The organism is Pantoea sp. Taur, from assembly GCF_009830025.1.
GTDB lineage: Bacteria > Pseudomonadota > Gammaproteobacteria > Enterobacterales > Enterobacteriaceae > Pantoea > Pantoea communis.
Genome location: NZ_SZZZ01000012.1, coordinates 110,108 through 131,759, shown reverse-complemented (window position 1 = coordinate 131,759; position 21,652 = coordinate 110,108). Strand labels below are relative to the sequence as shown.

Here is a 21,652-nt window from a genome sequence, read left to right as displayed (position 1 = left end):
TCACCGATACGCGGGTGGCCGCGATAACAACCACACATCACGCAGCGCTTCTCTTTCCGCACCGCGCGCTGCTGGGCTGATAGAGGCCGTCGATTGCGTTTCGATTGCGCGATGAATCCAGGGCTGAAAACGGTCGCTGTTCAGGCTGCGATCCGTGAGCGAGAGCAGTGGAATCAAGCGCAGACTGACACGATCGCGATTTTTCCATGGCCAGGTTTTGCTGTCATCACTAAACGGTGCCATATAATTCAGCGCACTCAACAATGAACCGCTCTGCTGTTGATAGTGCCAAAGATCGCCCGCGCCGCTTCGCTGTGCCAGTTGCGCGAGGCTGGTCAGAGCCTGCAAATTGAAATAGCTATAGTGGAACGAGCGTGTGCGTGCCAGTTCCATTGGCTGCGTTCCGTCCGCACGAATTTGCCCGGCGATTTTATCCTGAGCTAAAACCACCATCTGCTTAATCACCTGAGGTTGATGCAAATACCACGCGATGCCCGCCACCTGTGCGGCATACCAACTGCCATGGTTATTAGGTGCATCACGCTCGCCTTGTGCCAACTGACTGTGCAATAGCCAGCCGAGATAATCGCTAAACCATGCATGTATCGCAGCCTGATCCTGCGGGTGCCAGCCGGGCGAATCTTGCAGTAGCTGCAGTGCATCCACTATGCGCGTGGCAAAGTAACGCCCATCCAGCACACCGGTGTGTCGGCCCTCAGCCTTACCCGGCACACCCTGAGCATAATTAAGATTGGGATTCATGCGGGTGGTGGGATCGATGAACCAGCTGCGAATCATCGATTGGGCTTTGGCTGCATAACGGGTGTCGCCGGAGAAATACCAGGCAAGCGCCAATGCCTGCACGTCTGCGGTGAAACGAGCCAGACGCACACCATCGCTTTGGTCGTTTTTACTCGCCGGATTGACCGCACCATCACGGCGTTCCCATGGCAAGCCATTGGGCTTGTCGGGATTCGGCCACCAGTAGGCACTCAGGCTGAGATAATCATGGCGGGAACCGCTGGGAGGTAACATCCCTTTCTGCGTCACGCTGGGATTGGGCTGATTAAGCGCGCGATCGGCAGCCTGCTTGAGTTGCTGCCACGCCTGCTCAGTCTGTGGCGCAGCCTGATGATTTTGCAGCGCAGTTCGCGTCTGTTGCATCTCTTCGCCAGATAAAAAGGCCAGCGAAACAGCTTTGGCATGACAGGTCGCGGTCATCAGCAAGCCGGCCAACAGCCAGATCAGGCGCACATTCAAACGGGGCATCTTCCTCTCCTGGCCCTGCTAAGGGTTAGCTCTGTTCATCCAGTTGCAGCGCCACATACAGCAACAATCGATCGTCAAAATTGCCGAGGTTTAATCCGGTTAGCTCGGAGATGCGGTTCAGGCGATACTCGAGCGTATTACGATGGATAAATAGTGCGCGTGCCGTGGCGCTGGGCTGCACGTTATGACTGAACCACGCCACCAGCGTACGTCGCAATAATCCATTATTATCATTGGCTTTGAGTTTCGCCAACGGACGCGCCAGTTCATTCGCTTGCCAGCCACCGCGCAGGCTATCCAGCAGTACGGGCAGCACCAAATCCTGATAGAAGAAGCTGCGCTGTTCCGGCATGCGCTGTTTACCCACCATCATGGTGGTGCGCGCCGTACGGTAGGAACGCGCAATACTGCCGGGACCGGTAAAGAAATTACCCAGCGCGATGCGCATCCGCACCTGCCCACTCTCTTTCATACGCTGTAATAGCTGATCCACGCGACGGCGGTGATCGTCTTGATCGTAACGACCGTGGGCGTTGAGCGCTGGCTTCAACACCACCATTTCAGTGAGTGAGACGATAGCAATCAGGTTGTCACGATCCGGCGTTGTCAGCAGTGTTTGTAAATGCTGCAATTCCGACATCGCACTGTCAACGCCAAGCTGGCCGCTGTCGACTTCCACCACCGCCACCACGCGTGGTTGATTGAGATCGATGCCCAGACGCTGCGCCCACTCGCTTAACGCCGGTGAAAGCGTATCGCTACGAATCAGGTTCAGCACCAGCTCTTCGCGCAAACGGCTATCCTGCGCCAGCATGTGCAACAGCCGCGCTTGTTCCAGCATCATTTCTGCGGTCATACACACAAGTTCACCGTAGTGACGCAGCGCTGCCGGCTGGCCGGTCAGGCCGATAACGCCGACAATCTCACCATCAATACGCAACGGCAGGTTGATGCCCGGGCGTACGCCATGCAGATGTTTCGCCACGGCCTCATCAATGTCCACTACCCTTCCCTGCGATAACACCAGCAACGCGCCTTCGTGCAATTCGCCAATACGCTCACGATCGCCGCTGCCAATAATGCGGCCGCGTGCATCCATCACGTTGACATTGCTGTCAATAATTTGCATGGTGCGGGCAACAATATCCTGAGCCAGTCGCGCATCGAGATGATAGGTGGCCATCAATCACTCCAGAGAAAGGGAAGAATTGACAGAATACGCATCCCACGCACGCCTGGCATTGTGCAACTGCACATAGCCGGATAGAGAATACGGGAATTGCGGTAGGCGTCACATTGCACAACGGACATTTGCACAATCCGGACCACGTTAAAGTGGTGCTGATGCTAGTGAATAGCGCAGCTGCAACTGACAAAAACAAAAAAGGCGAGCCGAAGCTCGCCAGTATTCAATCATCTCAGACTTACTGCATAAGCAGATAGAGGCTGCTATCGCCACGCTGCACGTTCAGGGCCAGCACGGACGGTTTGGTGTCGAGGATTTTGCGCAGTTCACCAAGGTTGGCAATCGCCTGCTGGTTAACGCCCCTAATCACGTCACCTTTCTTCAGACCAATACGCGCTGCAGCACTACCTGCCTTCACATTATCCACGCGCACGCCTTTCTGGCCGTTGCTGTCGATGTTGCTCAGGTCGGCACCTTCAATGCCGGTGTAGATCGTGGCGGACTGCACTTTTTCCTGCGAGCTCTGCTGCAGTTCAACCGTAATCGTCACCGGTTTACCGTCACGTAACAGACCCAGCTGCAATTTAGTGCCCACTGGCAGTGAACCCACTTCTGCACGCAGTGCGGCAAAACTGGTCAGCGGTTTGCCATTCATCGACACCACAACATCGCCGGCTTTCACACCCGCTTTTGCCGCTGCCGAGTTAGGCAGGACCTGGCTCACAAAGGCACCGCGCTGGGCATCGACTTTCATCGCTTTCGCCAGCTCAGAGTTAAGCTCGGTACCCATAATGCCCAGCTCGCCACGCTTCACCTGACCATACTCGATCATCTGCGCCGTCAGGTTTTTCACCATCGCGCTTGGGATAGCAAAGCCGATACCGATATTGCCGCCGTCTGGCGCCAGAATCGCGGTGTTAATCCCAATCAGTTCACCGTTCAGGTTCACAAGCGCACCACCAGAGTTACCACGGTTGATGGCGGCATCGGTCTGGATGAAGTTCTCGTAGTTCTCGACGTTCAAGCCGCTGCGGCCCAACGCTGAAACAATACCGGAGGTCACCGTTTCGCCGAGTCCATACGGGTTACCGATTGCGACAGTGTAATCACCGACACGTAAGTCATCGGAGTCAGCGATCTTAATCGCCGTCAGGTTCTTCGCGTCCTGCAGTTGAATTAGAGCAATATCAGACTGCGGATCTTTACCAATCACTTTGGCGTCATAGCGACGGCCATCGCTCAGCTGCACCTGAATTTTGGTGGCGTTATCTACCACATGGTTGTTGGTGACGACATAGCCTTTGTCGGCATTAATCACGACACCCGAACCGAGTGCACGGAATTTTTGCTGCTGGGTGTTGGCGCCGCCGTTGTCACCGCCCTGGCTACCATCACCGCCGCCCTGGCACATTGGCGAGCTTTGGAATGGCGAACCGTCCTGGCAGAATGGCGAGTTATCACCAAAGAATTGCTGGAATTGCTGCGGCATGCGCGGGGTTTTCACCGTGGTGCTGCCTTCAACGCTAATACTCACCACGGAAGGCATCACTTTTTCCAGCATCGGCGCCAGGCTTGGCAACTGTTGGTTCGAGGAGGAAGCACTTTCCGCCGCGAAACTGACAGGGCTCAATGCCATGCCCAGACTAAGCGCCAGCGCACTTAACATTAATGTGCTTTTTTTCATTTGTCTGTGTCTCTCTAAGATTTACGGCCAGACCATTGCTGTGGTCGTGATGGTGAGATTAAGTTTTTAGCGCGGAGTTCCTAATAAAGTTTTGGGCAAAGGTAAAAATTTATTCTTCATCTTTACAAAACTCGGCTTATTCCACGGCCATCAAACGACGATACTCATCCCACGCATAATTGTCTGTCATTCCGCTGATATAGTCCTGAATCAAGCGAGAACGGTAATAACGCTCCCACAACAAACGTTGATATTTATGCTCGACAATCAGTGTACGCATCTGCTGCTGATAAGCTTTGCGATGTTTTCCTGAAAGCTTATGAAACAGTCGCGTTTCTATCGGATATTTCGGCAGAAAATCGTCGTTCATCAGCGTAGTAAATTGTTCATAATCCAGCAACATTAATGACTGATAGATTTCCAGCAACCCTTTTATTACCCGATAACCTTGTAATTCGAGTTGCTCAACTTCCGGATGATTAAATACCTGCTGGCGCGCCACGGTTTTAAATAATTTCAACAGACGGCCTTCATCACCGTCATCTTCCAGCAGCGCATGATTGAAGTTTCCTTCAAAAATAGCCGGGAGATTATCGACAAAACGGCGCACGGCATGGCTAACCAACACATTTTGCACGTTAACCCGTAATGACATGAAAAATTGATCGCTCAGGCTACGGCGTTTTTTCTGGTTGGCTTCTTTCCATGCCTCGCTCACTGTGCGACTGAACGCATCACCACTATTTACCGTCCCCCAGGCTTTGAGCAGAGACTTATACAAGGTCTCAACATCAAAAATGTCTTTTTCGACCGCATCATCTAAATCGGCAATACAGTAGGAGATATCGTCAGCGGCTTCCATAATCCAGGTGAGTGGATAGCGATGATGCTCTTTAATATCGGTGGCTGCGCGTAAGTCAGCGACATATTCACGCTCGGACAAATAAAAACCAGGCTTCTTCATCAGCACGCTAAATTCTGCCGGCTTATCGCCCTGCCACCATGCGGGGGCGGTATATTTTAAAATACAGGCCACCTGCGCATAGCTAAGATTGAGCTGCAGCAGCGTATGCACCAGGCGAATCGCCTGCGCATTGCCTTCGAAGTGGCACAAATCCTGACGAATCATTGCATTTAGCTGGTCAAAATCAGTGCGCTGATGCTCATCTGCCACGCCCGCCACCAGCGGGTCCACGAGTTCAAGAGGCAGATTGTCGTCAAACCAGTCATTGATCGCGGCTTCACCAAAGTGACCAAACGGCGGATTACCCACATCATGCAGCAGGCAGGCCATCTCAATCAGACTCTCAAACGCGCCTTCAAACTCATCCAGCCCGTAATTTGCCAGTCCACCGCCCTGCGTTTTCAGGTATTGCAGGATCTCTTTGGTGATATAGCGCCCGGTTTGCTGCACTTCCAGCGAGTGGGTCAAACGTGAACGCACCGCTGCATTACGCTCCAGAGGAAATACCTGAGTCTTTTGTTGCAGGCGGCGGATCGCGGCAGAATTGATGATGCGGCCACGGTCACTCTCAAAGTGCCGTGTAATAAAGTATTCGCCCTCTGGATCTTTGCGGCTGGTATAAGGGCGGGTGAAACTGATCTTATTTTTGAAATTGATCGGCGCCATCATTACCCCTTATTTTTTGGTGAATTCATCCTCTGCCAGCCATGGTAGACTATGCCTCACTTTTAAGCTTTACATCCATAACTACAGCGAGATTCTTTATGAAAGCAGGCATTATTGGCGCGATGGAGCAGGAAGTCACCCTGCTGCGTGACAAAATCGAAAACCGTCAGACGCTGACGCTGGCTGGTTGTGAAATTTATACCGGCACGCTGAACGGTGTTGAGGTTGCTCTGCTGAAATCAGGCATTGGTAAAACCGCGGCGGCGCTCGGCACGACCCTGTTGCTGGAGCTGTGCAAACCCGACCTGGTGATCAATACCGGCTCTGCGGGTGGTCTGGCCGCTTCACTGAAAGTGGGCGATATCGTGGTTTCCGATGAAGTGCGCTATCACGATGCCGACGTCACCGCTTTTGGTTACGAACCGGGCCAGATGGCCGGTTGCCCGGCAGCCTTTGTGGCGGATGAAAAACTGATCGCCGCTGCGGAGCAAGTGATTAAGCAGCTGGATCTCAACGCAGTGCGCGGTTTAGTGGTCAGCGGGGATGCCTTCATCAACGGTGCTGAACCTCTGGCACGCATTCGCACCACCTTCCCACAGGCGATCGCCGTGGAGATGGAAGCCACCGCCATCGGTCATGTTTGCCATCAGTTCAAAGTGCCGTTTGTGGTGGTGCGCGCGATTTCCGATGTCGCAGATAAAGAATCCCACCTGAGCTTTGATGAGTTCCTCGTCGTTGCCGCTAAACAATCGTCACTGATGGTTGAAAACCTGCTGGCACAGTTGGCGCGTGGCTAAATATCTGCTGCTGGGGCTATTGCTGATCGGCAATAGCCTGTTTGCTGCTGCCCCACGCGTTATCACGCTATCGCCCCATCTGACCGAACTGGCTTTCGCTGCAGGCATTACGCCGATAGCGGTCAGCGCCTATTCAGATTTTCCGGCGCAGGCCCAACAGCTAGAGCAGGTGGCAAACTGGCAGGGCATCAACGTTGAACGCATCCTGCAACTGAAACCGGATGTGGTACTGGCCTGGCGCGGTGGAAATCCACAGCGGCAGATCGACCAACTGCAACGTTTAGGTATTAAAGTCGAATGGATCGATCCACAAACCATCGATCAGATGATTGATGCGTTAGCTGCGCTCAAACCTTGGAGTCCACAGCCTCAACAGGCGGCGGCTGCCGCACAGGCGCTGCGCCAGCAAGAGGATGATCTGCGTAAACAGTATCAACAACGCACGCCGATCCCCCTGTTTTTGCAGTTTGGTCAACAGCCGCTGTTTACTGCATCGCGTAATACGTTGCAAAACGAAGTGATCACGCTGTGTGGCGGTAAAAATATCTTTGCTGACAGTCGCGTAAGCTGGCCACAGGTGAGCCGCGAGCAAGTGCTGGCGCGCCATCCCCAGGCGATTGTGATTGGCGGTGACCGTGCGCAAGCCGCGAATATTGTGAAATTCTGGCAGCCACAACTGGCGGTACCGGTGATTGCCATTAACGATGACTGGCTGAGTCGACCGGGTCCACGTATCCTGCTGGCAGCCAAACAGCTGTGTGCAGATTTACATCCGGCGAAAAATAGCACCAAAAAAGATTAAAGATTCGGCAAAAATTGTCGAAAATCAAAATACAAGGCACTGCGGCCACGTATGCTCAGTGCCCTTTTTGCGCAACGCGCAACTTTTGACTTCACCAGGAATTATCAATGACCAGAGCACTGCTCCTGGCCATAGGGCTTGCGATGGCTGCGCCAATTGGCGCGGCGACCTCCACCGGCTCTATTGCCGTCACGTTGACCATATTTTCCCGCTGCGATATCTCACGGCAAAGCGAACAAACATTGCCATCGATTGATTGTGGACGTCACTTCAGTGCACAGCCGCGCGTGACCGAAAGCGTGTTAAAGCGCGATGCGAAGCGTCGTGAGTCGTCACGATTAGTGACTGTAGAGTGGTAACGTTCTGACCGCCAGAACGGCGGTCAGAAAAGGGATCAGATGCTGAAGGAAGAACCACAACCGCAAGTCGTTTTCGCGTTCGGGTTTGTCACGATAAAACGTGAACCCTCAAGACCTTCGGTATAATCAACCGAACCGCCCACCAGATACTGCAGGCTCATTGGATCAACCACCAGCGCCACGCCTTGCTTTTCAATGGTCATGTCGCCGTCATTCATTTGATCGTCAAAAGTAAAACCGTACTGGAAACCACTGCAACCGCCACCGGTGATGTACACGCGCAGTTTCAGCTCAGGATTCTCTTCATCCGCGATCAAATTTTTCACTTTTTTCGCTGCTGCTTCAGTGAATTGCAAAGGCAGCGCTGCTACGTCGTCACTCATGTTTTACTCCGGGTAAACGTCCAGGTCAGAAAACGACCTTAATTTCACTATTATCTGCCAGCCGCCCAGTGCAATCAAGTACTGCGCTTGACACTGTGTGCCGCCTGCGCTGCGCTAAAGTATAGCTTTAAAAGGCTTTCGCACCCGCTTGCCTTTCTAATCGGGCGACTCTTCCCTTAGAATGGCGCCAGAATTTTTTTCCAGAACAGCAGGAGCCGAGCAATGAGTAAGTCTGAAAACCTGTATGCCGAAGCGCAACGCCTGATCCCTGGCGGTGTGAACTCCCCGGTACGTGCTTTTACCGGTGTGGGCGGCGTGCCGCTGTTCATCGAACGCGCCGACGGCGCTTATCTGTATGACGCCGATGGCAAAGCCTACATCGACTATGTCGGTTCATGGGGCCCAATGGTGCTGGGGCATAACAACGCCAATATCCGCAATGCGGTGATTGAAGCGGCATCTCGTGGTTTAAGTTTCGGTGCCCCAACCGAAATGGAAGTGAAAATGGCCGAGCTGGTGTGTGAGCTGGTGCCAAGTATGGATATGGTGCGCATGGTGAACTCCGGCACCGAAGCCACCATGAGCGCGATTCGTCTGGCTCGTGGCTTTACCCATCGTGACAAGATCGTCAAATTTGAAGGCTGCTACCACGGCCACGCCGACTGTCTGCTGGTGAAAGCGGGTTCCGGCGCATTGACCCTGGGCCAACCGAACTCACCGGGTGTTCCGGCTGATTTCGCTAAACACACCCTGACCTGCACTTACAACGATCTGGCGTCAGTACGCGAAGCCTTCGAGCAATATCCAGAAGATATCGCCTGTATCATCGTTGAACCCGTTGCGGGCAATATGAACTGCATCCCACCGCAACCGGACTTCCTGCCGGGCCTGCGTGCACTCTGTGATGAGTTTGGTGCGCTGCTGATCATCGATGAAGTGATGACCGGCTTCCGTGTGGCGCTGGGCGGTGCTCAGGCTTATTACGATGTCACGCCGGATCTGACCTGTCTCGGCAAGATCATCGGTGGCGGCATGCCGGTGGGCGCATTTGGTGGTCGTCGTGATGTGATGGCTGCACTGGCACCAACGGGTCCGGTTTACCAGGCGGGTACGCTTTCCGGTAACCCGATTGCCATGGCGGCCGGTTTTGCTTGCCTGACGCAGATTGCTCAACCGGGCACGCACAGCACTCTGACCGACCTCACCACCCAACTGTCTGAAGGCTTGCTGGCAGCGGCAAAAGCAGAAAACATTCCGCTGGTGATCAACCACGTTGGCGGCATGTTCGGTATCTTCTTTACCGATGCCGAAAGCGTAACCTGCTATGCCGACGTGACAAAATGCGACGTTGAGCGCTTTAAGCGCTTCTTCCACCTGATGCTGGAAGAAGGTGTTTACCTCGCACCTTCTGCTTTTGAAGCGGGCTTTATGTCGCTGGCACACAGCCAGGAAGATATTCAGCGCACCATTGATGCGGCACGCCGCAGTTTCGCGAAGCTGTAAGCCATTAGCGGGCGCCAGGAATGGCGCCCCTTCATTGATGTGCCCGGCTGTCCCTTGAGGCACAACGTCCCCTAAAGGCACCCTTGCCGTTCGTTCGCATCGTTATGCTCAGCTACACTCAGACACCCATTTCCGTTAGGTTGCACAATTATGCGCAGCTGCCCTGTAAGCGCCGATTGACGTAGGTTGCGCGTTTATGCGCGACGCAACAGCCAGATAAAATACGGCGCGCCGAAGAAGGTCGCCATTAAACCTGCAGGGATCTGATCCGGGAAGGCCAGCATCCTGCCGCACCAGTCTGCAAACACCATCAATCCGCCGCCTAATAATCCCGCCATCAACACCTGCGGTAATGCGCGCCTGAAGCCCAGCATGCGCACAATGTGTGGCGCCATCAAACCGACAAAACTCAACGGGCCGATGGTCAAGGTCGCCGTGGCCGTTAACGCCGCCGCCAGCAGCAGCAGGGCCAGACGCGAACCTGTTAATGCCATCCCCGCTGAACGTGCCGTCGCACTACCCAGCGGCAGCAGTGTGAGCCAGCGGCTGGCCAGTGGCGCGAGCGCAATAAATACGATACCCACCACGGCGCTTTGCACTGCCTGCGGCATATTGATGTTGTAAGTCGAACCGGAAATCCAGCTTAGCAGGCCGCCCATGCGCGGATCGCCACTCGCCATTAACACCATCAGTAAGGTGACAAAGGCACTGTTGAGCGCCATGCCCGCGAGCAACATACGCTCCGGTGAGAAACCTCCGCGACTGGCCACCAGCATAATCACCAGCAGCGTCAGTGCCGCGCCTAACGCACCTGCGGGCAGCAGCCACGCCACGGCGTCACCCGGCACAAAGAACATCATCACGACCACACCACAGGCCGCACCGGAACTGATGCCTAACACTTCCGGACTGGCCATCGGGTTGCCAGTGAGGCGCTGAATCAACGCACCGGCGACGCCCAGCATCATCCCCACGACTAATGCCGCCAGCACGCGAGGTGCACGCCACGGCAGCAGTTGATTCAGCATCTCACCACTCACCCACGTCCAGCTGTGCGCATCACGGCCAAAAGTGATGCCAACCACGCTTAGTAACATCAGAATCACCAGGCCGATCACACACCACAGCACCACCTTCTGGCGCTCTGCCGGCACCTTGTCGCCCATATTCATTGCCGGTGGAACCGAGCCGGTACGTAAACGCGGCAACAGCCACAGCAGAATCGGTACGCCAATCAACGCGGTCGCTGTGCCGGTGGAAACCTCGCGCCAGTGGCTGGTCAGCCACAATACGCACTGATCGGCCAGCCACAGCAGTAAGGCACCAATCAGCGGAGCCAGCAGCATACGGCTGAGTAAGCGACGCCCCCCGAGCATTTTCGCCAGCAGTGGTGCAAACAGCCCGATAAAACCGATAATCCCGGCGACGTTCACCAATTGCGCACTTAACAGAATCGCCAGAGCGAGTGCGCCGACACGCGCAGCAGACAGTGCCAGACCGAGATTTTTTGCTACGCCGTCATCAAGCCCCATGAGCGTCAAGGGGCGCAGCAATGCCAGCGCCACGACAAAAGCCAACAGCAGACGCGGCCACAGCATGGCGACATTGTGCCCATCCATCTGATTCAGTGTGCCGGTGCTCCACAAGAACATATTCAGCAGCTGATCATGATTGAAGATGGCAAAGATTTGATTCACCGAACCGGCATACAGGCTCAGGACCAGCCCGGCGAGGATCAGCGTCACGGGTGACAGCCGTTTGCCCCAGGCCACGCCAAAAACCAGGATGCCCACCAGCACTGCGCCCGCCATCGCAGCAAATTGCTGCGTCAGCTCACCGCCCGGCAAGTGCCAGAGCGTGGCGACCGTAATACCGAGCTGTGCGCCGGATGACACGCCCAGCGTGGTCGGTTCCGCCAGCGGATTGCGCAGCACCTGCTGAAACAGTAAACCGGCCAATCCGAGACCCGCCCCCACCAACAGCGCCAGCGCCAGACGCGATAACAGGCTGTGATGGAACACCACCTGTTGGATACTGTTGATGTCCGGCGCAAAGAAGGCTTGTGACCACTGCGCCGTTGGCAGCGCGTCACGCAGATTGAGAAAGGTCAGCGCCAGCGCCAGTAAAAACATGCTGCTTAGCAGCATCACAGGAAAGAGACGATGGCGCATCAGTGCGACTCCAGCGCGTGTTCCAGCACGCGGACAAATTTCAGCGCTGAATAGGTCGCGCCGTAATACCAGACGGCAGGCACACGCTGGAAGCGGCCCGCGCGGATAAACGGCAGCGCCTGCCACAGCGCAGTTTTCATCACCTGCTGCATGTCACGATCGTTATCGTGATCAAAACAGATCACCTGCACATCGCCGACATCGGCTAACCGCTCAAGCCCAACCACGGCACTGCCCCAGAAATTGGTTTCACCCTGCCAGGCGTTACTCAGGCCAAGGATTTCCATCACTTCGAGGAACAGACTGTTGGTGCCAAACGTGATCGCGTGACGGCTGTCCATCAATGACATCAGTAACACCGGACGATCGGCCCAGGGTTTGAGGCGCTCACGCGCTGCCGCTAGCTGCTCATCCAGGAATTGCAGATGCTGTACCGCCTGCGCTTCCCGGCCCAGCCGGGCACCGAGCGCATGCAGTGATTTACGGGCAGTACTTAACGGTTTACCGTCCCCGCTATTCAGATCAAAGCCCATGGTCGGCGCGATGCGATCGAGTTTATCTAATCCCGGACCGTAGCCGTTGGAGTGCAGGATTAAGGAAGGTTCGAGCTGCGTCATCAGTTCCAGATTGGGTTCGGTGCGCAAGCCGAGATCGATGGTGCTGGCGGATAGCATCGGCTCGCCAACCCAGATGTTGTAGTTGCGCAAATCAGCCACACCGAGCGGCGATACACCGAGCGCCATCAGTAGCTCAACGGGTAGCCATTCCAGCGCCAGGATGCGCTGCAGATCGGGTGTTGCCGCACGCAATGGGGCAACGTTCATCAGTGGCGTCAGTGCCAGCGCCGTCAATAAGCGACGGCGGGAAATGTCGAACATGGCGAGGCCTCAGTAAACAAAACTGACGGGCGCACCGCCCTGCGGATGAGGCAAGATGCCCATCGGAATACCGTAAATATTGCCCAGCACATCGGCCTGCATGATCACCTCAGGTCCCCCTTCCGCGATCATTTCACCACCGCGCAGCGCCACCAGACGGTCGCAATAACGTGCCGCCATGTTGATGTCGTGCAGCACGGCAATCACCGTTAACCCGCGCTCACGGCTGAGCCGTTGAATCAGTGCCAGCACATCAACCTGATGTGCGATATCCAGCGCTGAAGTGGGTTCATCCAGCAACAGGCAGCGGCTATTTTGCGCCACCAGCATCGCCAACCACGCGCGCTGGCGTTCGCCGCCTGACAGGCTATCGACCAAACGCCCGGCAAACGGTTTAAGGCCCACCAGCGTAATCGCTTCTTCCACGCGATCGCGATCTTCCTGGCCGTAGCGCCCGAGCGCCCCGTGCCACGGATAACGACCAATCGCCACCAGCTCACGCACCGTCATCCCTTCCGCCGCCGGTAACTGCTGCGGCAAATAGGCCACCTGGCGCGCAAAATCTTTGCTGCCCCAGTTCTCCACCGCATCGCGGTTCAACAGCACCTGGCCTTCACTTGCCGCATGGTGACGCCCCAGCATTTTCAGCAAGGTGGATTTACCCGAGCCGTTGTGGCCAATCAGCGCCGTCACTTTACCCGGCGCAAAGGTGAGTGAAAGTGGATGCAGCAACGTGCGTCCAGGTACGCGAAAGCTGACATTATCCAGCGTGAAGGTGGTTTCTTCGTGGTGCGGATGCTGCATGGTGATTCCTGGTTAATTAGCACAAAACCGATCTGATTCTGAAGTGGGCGGCCCTGAGGCCGCCCAAAATCACAACATATTCGCCCTGACGAATCAGAAGCGGAAGGTGGCGGTACCAACGATTTGACGTTCAGCGCCCCAGTAGCAAGCGTAATCACGGTAGCAGCTGGCAACGTATTCACGATCGAACAGGTTGTTGATATTAACACCCACTGAAGAGCCCGGCAGACCGAAACGGCCGAGGTCATATTTCAGCGCTGCGTCGACGGTGGTGTAACTGGCTACCGCAAAATTCTGGTTAGCATCGGTGCCACTCGCGTACAAGCCCTGACTCTCACCCACGTAACGCACACCAGCACCCAGCGTCACACCTGACAACGCAGTTTCATGGAAGGTGTAATCCCCCCACAGCGATGCCATATGCTTCGGCACCTGTACCGGCGTTTTGCCCTTCAGCACAGTGTCTTCGGTATATTCCGCATCGGTATAGGTGTAAGACGCCATCATGTTGATGTTGGCGTTCAGCGCCGCCTTGGCTTCCAATTCAACACCACGAGAACGGATTTCACCGCTCTGCACGCTAAAGTTAACGTTGTTAGGGTCGGTGGTCAGATTCTTCGTTTTTGTCAGCTGATAAATTGCACCAGTAACGACAATTGGACGGTCTTTCGGTACATACTTAACGCCAGCTTCGTATTGCTTAGCACGTGAAGGGTCGAAAGTTTGGCCGCTGGAGGTAGTCCCTGCTGTTGGGATAAAAGACTCGCTGTAGCTGAAATACGGTGCAATACCATTATCAAACACGTAGTTCAAACCGCCACGCCATGTAAATGCCTGGTCGTGATTCTTTTCTTCAACGTTTCCATTGCGATTGAGCGCGGAAGTCATCGCATAATCATAACGGCCTCCTAGCGTGAGCACCCAGCGGTTCCATTCCATCTGATCCTGAGTATATAAACCGGTCTGTTCTTGTTTATTTAGGTATTGGTAAATGAAAGGGGTTCCACCCAAAGTATCATTGCCATACTGAGGATTCACCGCGCTAATAGGCTCAGCACTATCGAAAGCAGCATTAATATCATTACGCGTGCGCTGATAATCCACGCCCATTAGTAAAGTATGGTCGACTGCACCAGTGGCAAACTTTGCTTGTACCTGATTATCCACAGCAAACTGATTGAGTTTTTCATCAGAAACTGCGGAGTTACGGTTGATTTGCAAAGTGTCTTCATCTAAACCAAAGCCATAAATACTGCGGTAATTGGTTCTCAAATCCGCATAACGCAGATTCTGGCGCACCGTCCAGGTATCGTTGAAGCTGTGCTCGAAGTTGTAGCCCACCATCTTGGTGTTGCGCGAAATCTTGTTGCTGTCTTCGCCTTCATCAAAGTTGGTTGGCAGTTTGTAGCTGCTACCGTCCGGGCGGGTAATGCCCACCACGGTGCCCTGACGCGGCAACCAGCCGTAATAACCGGTTTCTGGCTCGTTCTGGAAGTAGGTCAGCAGATCAAAGCGGGTATTGGCATCCGGACGCCAGCTGAACGAAGGCGCGATGGTATAGCGCTTCTCTTTGTTCATATCCTGCTGCGCGTCTGCACTGCGAGCCAGACCCGTCAGGCGATAGCTGTACACGCCGTCATCATCCAGCGATCCGCCGAAATCGAAGCCGGTAGAGAACAGGTTATCGGTGCCCATCTGGAACTGCACTTCACGCAGTGTTTCCTGCGTCGGGCGCTTGCTCACCAGCGACACCACGCCGCCTGGGTTGCTTTTGCCGTACAGCACGGAAACCGGGCCACGCAGCAGTTCCGCACGCTCAAGGAGGTAAGGATCAATGGCGAACTCGGAGTAGTTATCCCCCTGCAGCTTCAGGCCATCAAGATATTGGTTAGTGTTGGTTTCGCTAAAGCCACGAATCGACAGCGCATCGATCACGCTTGAGCTGCCGCGGTTACCCGTCAGCACGCCAGCCGTGTAGTTAAACGCACCTTTTACGCTGGTGACAGCGTGCATCGCCATCTCTTCCTGCGTCACCACCGAAACCGACTGTGGGTTTTTCTCAATCGGCGTATCGGTCTTGGTGCCGGTAGCACTGTGCTTGGCGGCAATAGTAGGAGCCGGACCCCATGCGCTTTCCTGCGCGACGGTGTTGCCGCCATTGGCGGTCACCACCACGGTATCTTCTGCCAGCGCCTGCGCGCTCAGCGTACCCAGTGTTAAAGAAATCATTAAAGCGAGCGGACGACGGGAGGTCGCAGCACGTGCAGAACAAGGATTAGAATTTCGCGCATTCATAAAAAAGGATCTCTCGAAAAGGAAACGATGCAGGCGAATGAAAACGAGAATGATTATTAGACGCACGGATTTTAGGCGAAGTTTGGCGAGATCCGCAAGATGTAATGCCTGTTGGCGGTGCGTTTGCGACCAGATCGTGCATATCCATGATCGCGATTAATAAATCACAGGCATGAAAAAGGGCGCCGTAGCGCCCTCTGTTTTCTGCAGCTAACTATTTGCTGCCAAACATATCCTTAATCCAGCCCGCCACGCCGTCAGCATCTTTCTGCTCACCCTGCTGCTGCTGAGGTGACTGCTGCTGCGGTTGAGACTCTTGCTGCTGTTGGATCTGCTGTTGTTGCTGGATCTGTTGCTGCTGTTGCTGGCACAGCGCGTTGGGATCCAACGTCCACACCGGCAGCGAACGCCAGGTGCTGCTGCCAGAACCACACACGAAGTTACCCGCAGAGTCGACGTTCATCTGCGTGATGTCTTCTGGCGGTGTCAGCACCAGCGGCATTGGCGCCTGGTTGTCGAGATAACGGCGATAGATCTGCATCGCACCGCTCGCACCATACAGCTTCGACGTCTGGTTGTTGTCGCGGCCAACCCAGGTGATTGCGACCTCTTTGCCATCAATACCCGCAAACCAACTATCGATCAGATCATTGGTGGTACCGGTTTTCCCCGCCAGATGAGCATTTGGGTAACGCGCACCCAGCGCACGGGCGGTGCCGTGATCGGCAACTTGCTGCATGGTGTACAAGGTCATATAAGCCGCCTGCGCCGGTTCAACGCGTTGCGCCTGCGGGAAGCTCTGGTACAACACCGTGCCATCTTCAGCAATTACCGAACGCACCGCCGACAGGTCGGCGCGGTTACCGCCGCTGGCGATCGACTGGAACGCCTGTGCCGCTTCGATCGGTGTCAGGTTAAGTGCTCCCAGTAACATCGCTGGCACCGGATTCAGCTGATCTTTCGGCACGCCCAGCTTCGTCCAGGTATCCACCACCGAAGGCAGACCCAATGTCATCCCCAGATTAACGGTAGGCACGTTCATGGAGTTGGTTAACGCATCCACCAGCATCACTTTGCCGCTGAAACGCTTGTCGTCGTTCATCGGTTTCCAGATGGAACCGTTCGGCTGCTTCAGCGCAATCGGCTCATCCGCCAGCCAGGTGTTCAGACGATAGGTATTCGGCTGGCTCAATGCGGTGAGATAGGTCGCCGGTTTAGCCAGTGAACCAATAGAACGACGCGCCTGCAGCGCACGGTTATAGCCCGCGAACTGCGGATCGGCACCGCCCACCATGGCACGCACTTCACCACTGAAGCGATCCACCACCACCATCGCGGTTTCCAGATCCTTCAAGCCACGCTGTTTTTTCAGCGCCGGGATGCCATCTTCAACCGCTTTTTCCGCCGCATCCTGAGAGATAGGATCGAGCGTGGTGAAAATCTTCACGCCAGACAGATCTTTAATCTTGTCGCCCAGTTTGGCCTGCAACTCGTTACGTACCATCTGCATAAAGGCAGGCTGCGGCGTGATCACGCCCCCTTTCGGCTGCACACCCAGCGGACGCGCCGAGAGCATGTCATACAGCTCCTGATCGATGACGTTCTGCTGCTGCAGTAAACGCAGCACCAGATTACGACGCTCCAGCGCCAGTTTCGGGTTGCGCCACGGGTTATACAGTGATGCCCCTTTCACCATGCCGACCAGCATCGCCTGCTGGTCGAGGCTCAGCTCATCGACGGGACGACCGAAGTAATACAAACTCGCCAGCGGGAAGCCACGGATCTGATCGTTGCCCGCCTGACCGAGGTAAACCTCGTTGAGGTACAGCTCAAGGATGCGATCTTTGCTGTAACGCGCATCCATGATCACTGCCATGTAAGCTTCACGTGCTTTACGCCACAGTGAACGCTCGTTGGTCAGGAACAGGTTTTTCACCAGCTGCTGGGTCAGGGTACTGCCGCCCTGCACCGCTTTACCGGCGGTGATATTGGCAAGGAATGCACGACCAATCGAGTACGGGCTAATGCCGTCGTGTTCGTAGAAATGGCGGTCTTCGGTCGCGATCAGCGTGCTGACGAGCAGATCCGGGAAGCCCGCGCGCGGCACGAACAGACGCTGCTCACCGTTCGGCGATTGCAGCATGGTGATCAAGCGCGGATCGAGGCGGAAGAAGCCAAAATCACGCCCGGTATCGAGGTTTTTGATCTCGCTCAGTTCGTTGTTGCTGAACGTCAGACGGGCGTTGATCTGCCCCTCTTTGCTGTCCGGGAAATCAAACGGACGACGCAGCAGATCGATGGTGTTGCCTTTGACGCTAAATTCGCCCGGACGGGTAATGCGCGACACTTCGCGATACTGCGTGCCTTCCAGCAGCGCAATCATCTCTTTTTTGTCGTACGACATCCCCGGCTCAAGGCTCACCATGCGGCCGTAAACAGCGGCAGGCAACTGCCACACTTTACCGTCGATGCGGCTGCGGATTTCAGAGTCGAGATAGATGCCCCAGGCCACCATCACGACCACAAAGACCAGGAAAAGCTTAATTAACCAGCCTAACCAACGACGTTTGCCGCGTGGCGGACGTTTTCCTTTCCCTTTACCTTTTGGTGGCACCGGTGTGCTCTCCTCATCGTCTTCGTCAAAATCGTCCTGATCGATATCATCATCAAGCTCCCTGCGGCGACCCCGGCGCGCAGTGCTGCGCGGCGGCTTTGGCGCTTTTCCTTTACGCCCAATAGGTTCGCGATCGTTCCCAGACATGCTTTTATTCTCCAGGCATAGCTACGGCTACGGCCGTTACTCTAACTGCTTTCTCGTGCTGCGCATGGCAGAACCCTCTGAATTCGATCCACAGAGTGTCACGATGAAAATTTCTTGGTGCGCCTTGTCGGTAAGGCGTTTGCCGGATCGTCGGGCCAGGGATGTTTGGGATAGCGCCCTTTCATCTCTTTCTGCACTTCAGGATAGGCTCCGCGCCAGAACGCAGCGAGATCACGGGTGATCTGCAACGGACGCTGCGCCGGTGACAACAACTCCAGCACCAGCGGAATGCGGCCTTCGGCCACCGCGGGATTTTGCGCTTCCCCAAACATCTCCTGCATACGCACTGCCAACGCCGGAGGCTTTTCAGCATCGTAACGAATAGGCAGGCGACTTCCGGTCGGCACAGTGTAATGAGTTGGCAGCACAGTATCCAGCCGCTGACGTTGTGACCATGTCAGCAAATGTAATAATGCGCTGACAAGATTGACGGCCTGCAGGCTCCTGAGATCGCGCACGGAACCCATCTCGGGTAACAGCCAACGCTCCAGTGAGTCGAGCAGGCTCTCATCGTCCAATGGCGGCCACGCCTCTTCTGGCAGCCACTCGGCGGCACAATGCAAACGCAAACGCAGCTGTTCCGCTTCGGGGGTCCAGCCGAGTACCGAGAGCCCTTTTTCGCGGATCCAGCGCAACATCGCCGGATGTAAAATCTCCGGTTCCGGTCGAGCCTGCGGCTGTGCTTTTAGGACCAGCGCACCCACGAGTTCCCGTTTCCAGGCGCGCAATGTCCCTTTCTCCTCATTCCATTCCACATCAATGCGCTGCGACACCAGTTCAGGACATTGCTGGCGTAACGCACTTATCTCTACCGGCAGCGCCAGTAACATGCGGGCTTCGGCGGCACTGGCGCCCTGTAACAGGGTCGGCGCGATTAACCACTCATAGCGGCTCAGGCCATCCTGTTCATCCAGCATGGCGCCAATACCGTTAGCCAGCTGATAGCGTGCGCTTTCGCCTCGCCGCTGCGCCAGACGATCGGCAAAGCCTGCCACCAATAATGCGGGGAAAAGATCGGGATTGACGCGGCCATCGCTGGCATTCAACCGTTGCTGCCACTGACGCGCGCGCCTTTGCCAATGCGGCTGTGGTCGATTAAGGGCGTCGCGCAAATCTGCACTACCGTTGCGCGGTGGATCTTCCAGTATCGCCACCAGCAGAGCGGCACTGGCGATAGCATCCTGGCTCTGTGCCGCACACAGAATCGCCGTCAAACGTGGATCGCTGCCAAGCGTCGCCATTTTACGGCCGCGCGCGTTAAGCCTGCCGTTTTCTAATGCGCCTAAGCGCGTTAGCAAAGCCTGTGCCGCTCGCAAGCTGCGTGGCGGTGGCGCGTCCAGCCAGCAGAGCTGTGACGCATCCTGGCAACCCCATTGCAGCAAATCGATCTGCAGCGCAGCCAAATCGCTATTGAGGATTTCGGGTTCACTTTGCTCCGCTGCACGCATCGCCTGCTCCTGCGGCAGCAAATGCAGGCAAATACCGGGTTCAAGACGCCCGGCTCGCCCGGCTCGCTGGGTCATGGAAGCCTGGCTGATGCGTTGCGTTTGCAGGCGCGTGACGCCGCTACGCACATCAAACTGTGCCGAACGCTCCAGCCCGCTATCCACCACTAAGCGGATACCTTCAATAGTGAGACTGGTTTCGGCAATGTTTGTGGCGAGCACCACCTTGCGACGACCGGCGGGCGCAGGCAGAATCGCGCGACGCTGCGCATCCAGAGACAGCGCGCCATATAAAGGAGAGAGATCCACGTCATCGCCGACGCGGGATTCCAGCTCGCGCTTCACGCGTTCAATCTCCGCGACGCCCGGCAGGAACAGCAGCAGCGAACCCGTTTCGTCGCGCAGCAATTGCGCCACTTCTCGTGCCACCGCTTCGTCAAAACGTTGCTGCGGGTTGAGTGAGGCATAACGGCGCGTCACCGGGAAGCTACGTCCTTCAGAGACAATAAAAGGCGCATCCGGCAGTAGCTGGCGCAGCCTCTCGTTATCCAGCGTGGCGGACATCAGCAATATTTTCAGATCGTCGCGCAGCCCTTGTTGCACATCCAGCAGCAGCGCCAGCGCCAAATCAGCCTGTAGGCTGCGCTCATGAAACTCATCGAGGATCACCAGCGACACACCTTCGAGCATCGGATCGCGCTGCAACATGCGCGTCAGAATGCCTTCGGTCACCACTTCCAATCGCGTATGGGGGCCGCAGCAGTTTTCACCGCGCATGCGATATCCCACGGTGCCACCGGGCTGTTCCCCCAACTGATCCGCCAGGCGCTGCGCCACATTACGCGCCGCCAGACGACGCGGCTCAAGCATAATGATGCGCCCCGGCAGCACCGACTGCTGTAGCAGTTGCAGCGGCAGCCAGGTCGATTTTCCCGCGCCGGTGGGTGCCGCCAGTAAAACTTGTGATGACTGAGACAATGCATCGAGCAATGCAGGCAGCACCTCACTTACCGGTAATTCACTCACACTTAACTCCCACTCTGCCTGTGCTAACATGGCGCGCATTGTAGCACTCAATGGCCACGTCACCATGTCGATACAACGTCTGTTTTTTGCCCTCGAACTGCCCGCGCCACTCCAGCAACAGCTGGTACAGTGGCGCGCAGATCACTTTGCAGAAGGGGCAGGAAAACCGGTGGCCGCCGCCAATCTGCATCTGACGCTGGCGTTTCTGGGGGATGTCAGTGCCGAGACCTCGCAGCAGTTACAGCAGTTAGCTTCGCGCATTGTTCAGCCCGGTTTTAGCCTGGATTTGGATGATGCGGGACACTGGCCGCGCCCCGGTGTCGTGTGGCTTGGCTGCCAACGGGCGCCACGCGGCTTGTTGCAGTTAGCGAGCCTGCTGCGTGCTCAGGCGGCACGCCATGGCTGCGCCCAGAGTGCGCAGCCTTTTCACCCGCATATCACCTTGTTGCGCCACGCCACGCAAAAAGTCGCCTTACCCCCGCGCGGCTTTCACTGGCAGTACGATGTCAGTGACTTTGCGCTGTTCTCATCGACCTTTAGCCAGGGACGCACCCGCTATCGGCGGCTGGCGCGCTGGCCATTGCCCTCTTCGTAGGAGC

Annotated in this window: 16 protein-coding genes; 5 read left to right on the top strand and 11 right to left on the bottom strand. The window is 55.9% G+C overall.

From position 1 onward, the window contains the following. The 4 genes from FD744_RS16765 to dgt all read right to left on the bottom strand — a co-directional run bounded on the left by FD744_RS16765 (position 1) and on the right by dgt (position 5,769). Entirely contained in the window at positions 1–1,269 is a 1,269-nt protein-coding gene (locus tag FD744_RS16765; protein ID WP_202403548.1) for an alginate lyase family protein, read from the bottom strand. Positions 1,270–1,294: 25 nt separating this feature from the next. Beyond that, positions 1,295–2,452, bottom strand: coding sequence for a CdaR family transcriptional regulator (locus FD744_RS16760; RefSeq protein ID WP_034829508.1), 1,158 nt, complete (start codon positions 2,450–2,452; stop codon positions 1,295–1,297). 241 nt (positions 2,453–2,693) lie between these two features. Continuing rightward, entirely contained in the window at positions 2,694–4,139 is a 1,446-nt protein-coding gene (degP, locus tag FD744_RS16755; protein WP_034829511.1) for a serine endoprotease DegP, read from the bottom strand. Between the two features lie 136 nt (positions 4,140–4,275). Continuing rightward, positions 4,276–5,769, bottom strand: a complete 1,494-nt coding sequence (gene dgt, locus FD744_RS16750) for a dGTPase (protein WP_160868778.1) — start codon at positions 5,767–5,769, stop codon at positions 4,276–4,278. 98 nt (positions 5,770–5,867) lie between these two features. Here dgt and mtnN point away from each other — a divergent pair, with 98 nt between their 5' ends. From mtnN to FD744_RS16735, 3 genes are all read left to right on the top strand, one after another. After that, positions 5,868–6,566 (top strand): 5'-methylthioadenosine/S-adenosylhomocysteine nucleosidase, encoded by a 699-nt coding sequence (mtnN, locus tag FD744_RS16745; RefSeq protein ID WP_045813812.1) that lies wholly within the window; start codon positions 5,868–5,870, stop codon positions 6,564–6,566. Beyond that, positions 6,559–7,368, top strand: coding sequence for a vitamin B12 ABC transporter substrate-binding protein BtuF (gene btuF, locus FD744_RS16740; protein ID WP_160868777.1), 810 nt, complete (start codon positions 6,559–6,561; stop codon positions 7,366–7,368). The genes mtnN and btuF overlap by 8 nt, the downstream gene beginning before the upstream one ends. A 107-nt stretch (positions 7,369–7,475) precedes the next feature. After that, on the top strand, positions 7,476–7,727 hold the full coding sequence (locus FD744_RS16735) for a hypothetical protein (protein ID WP_034829521.1): 252 nt from the start codon (positions 7,476–7,478) through the stop codon (positions 7,725–7,727). Between the two features lie 35 nt (positions 7,728–7,762). Here FD744_RS16735 and erpA read toward each other — a convergent pair whose 3' ends face one another. Further along, positions 7,763–8,110, bottom strand: a complete 348-nt coding sequence (gene erpA / locus FD744_RS16730; RefSeq protein WP_034829523.1) for an iron-sulfur cluster insertion protein ErpA — start codon at positions 8,108–8,110, stop codon at positions 7,763–7,765. A 222-nt stretch (positions 8,111–8,332) separates the two neighbouring features. On the opposite strand from erpA, the gene hemL reads away from it, so the two are divergent. After that, positions 8,333–9,613, top strand: a complete 1,281-nt coding sequence (hemL, locus tag FD744_RS16725; protein ID WP_097118383.1) for a glutamate-1-semialdehyde 2,1-aminomutase — start codon at positions 8,333–8,335, stop codon at positions 9,611–9,613. Between the two features lie 194 nt (positions 9,614–9,807). Here the strand turns inward: hemL and fhuB are convergent, their stop codons facing one another. From fhuB to hrpB, 6 genes are all read right to left on the bottom strand, one after another. Then, positions 9,808–11,784: a Fe(3+)-hydroxamate ABC transporter permease FhuB gene (fhuB, locus tag FD744_RS16720; RefSeq protein WP_160868776.1), complete on the bottom strand. Its 1,977-nt coding sequence runs from the start codon at positions 11,782–11,784 to the stop codon at positions 9,808–9,810. Continuing rightward, entirely contained in the window at positions 11,784–12,662 is an 879-nt protein-coding gene (fhuD, locus tag FD744_RS16715; RefSeq protein ID WP_160868775.1) for a Fe(3+)-hydroxamate ABC transporter substrate-binding protein FhuD, read from the bottom strand. Before fhuD ends, fhuB begins: the two co-directional genes overlap by 1 nt. A 9-nt stretch (positions 12,663–12,671) precedes the next feature. Continuing rightward, the gene (gene fhuC / locus FD744_RS16710; RefSeq protein ID WP_160868774.1) at positions 12,672–13,466 is read right to left on the bottom strand and encodes a Fe3+-hydroxamate ABC transporter ATP-binding protein FhuC; all 795 of its coding nucleotides are present in this window, start codon (positions 13,464–13,466) and stop codon (positions 12,672–12,674) included. A gap of 93 nt (positions 13,467–13,559) precedes the next feature. Then, positions 13,560–15,761, bottom strand: a complete 2,202-nt coding sequence (fhuA, locus tag FD744_RS16705) for a ferrichrome porin FhuA (protein WP_160868773.1) — start codon at positions 15,759–15,761, stop codon at positions 13,560–13,562. 214 nt (positions 15,762–15,975) lie between these two features. Then, a complete protein-coding gene (gene mrcB / locus FD744_RS16700) occupies positions 15,976–18,522 on the bottom strand; it encodes a bifunctional glycosyl transferase/transpeptidase (protein WP_058960863.1) in 2,547 nt (848 codons plus the stop codon). 98 nt (positions 18,523–18,620) lie between these two features. Beyond that, a complete protein-coding gene (hrpB, locus tag FD744_RS16695) occupies positions 18,621–21,092 on the bottom strand; it encodes an ATP-dependent helicase HrpB (protein ID WP_160868772.1) in 2,472 nt (823 codons plus the stop codon). Positions 21,093–21,117: 25 nt separating this feature from the next. Between hrpB and thpR the strand changes: the two genes are divergently transcribed. Continuing rightward, the gene (thpR, locus tag FD744_RS16690; protein WP_160868788.1) at positions 21,118–21,648 is read left to right on the top strand and encodes an RNA 2',3'-cyclic phosphodiesterase; all 531 of its coding nucleotides are present in this window, start codon (positions 21,118–21,120) and stop codon (positions 21,646–21,648) included. Positions 21,649–21,652 lie beyond the last annotated feature (4 nt).

Bases quoted from the DNA above. Each gene is read 5' to 3' on its own strand.
- FD744_RS16765 (WP_202403548.1), bottom strand. From the start codon at position 1,269: ATGCCCCGTTTGAATGTGCGCCTGATCTGGCTGTTGGCCGGCTTGCTG.
- FD744_RS16760 (WP_034829508.1), bottom strand. From the start codon at position 2,452: ATGGCCACCTATCATCTCGATGCGCGACTGGCTCAGGATATTGTTGCC.
- degP (WP_034829511.1), bottom strand. From the start codon at position 4,139: ATGAAAAAAAGCACATTAATGTTAAGTGCGCTGGCGCTTAGTCTGGGC.
- dgt (WP_160868778.1), bottom strand. From the start codon at position 5,769: ATGGCGCCGATCAATTTCAAAAATAAGATCAGTTTCACCCGCCCTTAT.
- mtnN (WP_045813812.1), top strand. From the start codon at position 5,868: ATGAAAGCAGGCATTATTGGCGCGATGGAGCAGGAAGTCACCCTGCTG.
- FD744_RS16735 (WP_034829521.1), top strand. From the start codon at position 7,476: ATGACCAGAGCACTGCTCCTGGCCATAGGGCTTGCGATGGCTGCGCCA.
- erpA (WP_034829523.1), bottom strand. From the start codon at position 8,110: ATGAGTGACGACGTAGCAGCGCTGCCTTTGCAATTCACTGAAGCAGCA.
- hemL (WP_097118383.1), top strand. From the start codon at position 8,333: ATGAGTAAGTCTGAAAACCTGTATGCCGAAGCGCAACGCCTGATCCCT.
- fhuB (WP_160868776.1), bottom strand. From the start codon at position 11,784: ATGCGCCATCGTCTCTTTCCTGTGATGCTGCTAAGCAGCATGTTTTTA.
- fhuD (WP_160868775.1), bottom strand. From the start codon at position 12,662: ATGTTCGACATTTCCCGCCGTCGCTTATTGACGGCGCTGGCACTGACG.
- fhuC (WP_160868774.1), bottom strand. From the start codon at position 13,466: ATGCAGCATCCGCACCACGAAGAAACCACCTTCACGCTGGATAATGTC.
- fhuA (WP_160868773.1), bottom strand. From the start codon at position 15,761: ATGAATGCGCGAAATTCTAATCCTTGTTCTGCACGTGCTGCGACCTCC.
- mrcB (WP_058960863.1), bottom strand. From the start codon at position 18,522: ATGTCTGGGAACGATCGCGAACCTATTGGGCGTAAAGGAAAAGCGCCA.
- hrpB (WP_160868772.1), bottom strand. From the start codon at position 21,092: ATGCGCGCCATGTTAGCACAGGCAGAGTGGGAGTTAAGTGTGAGTGAA.
- thpR (WP_160868788.1), top strand. From the start codon at position 21,118: ATGTCGATACAACGTCTGTTTTTTGCCCTCGAACTGCCCGCGCCACTC.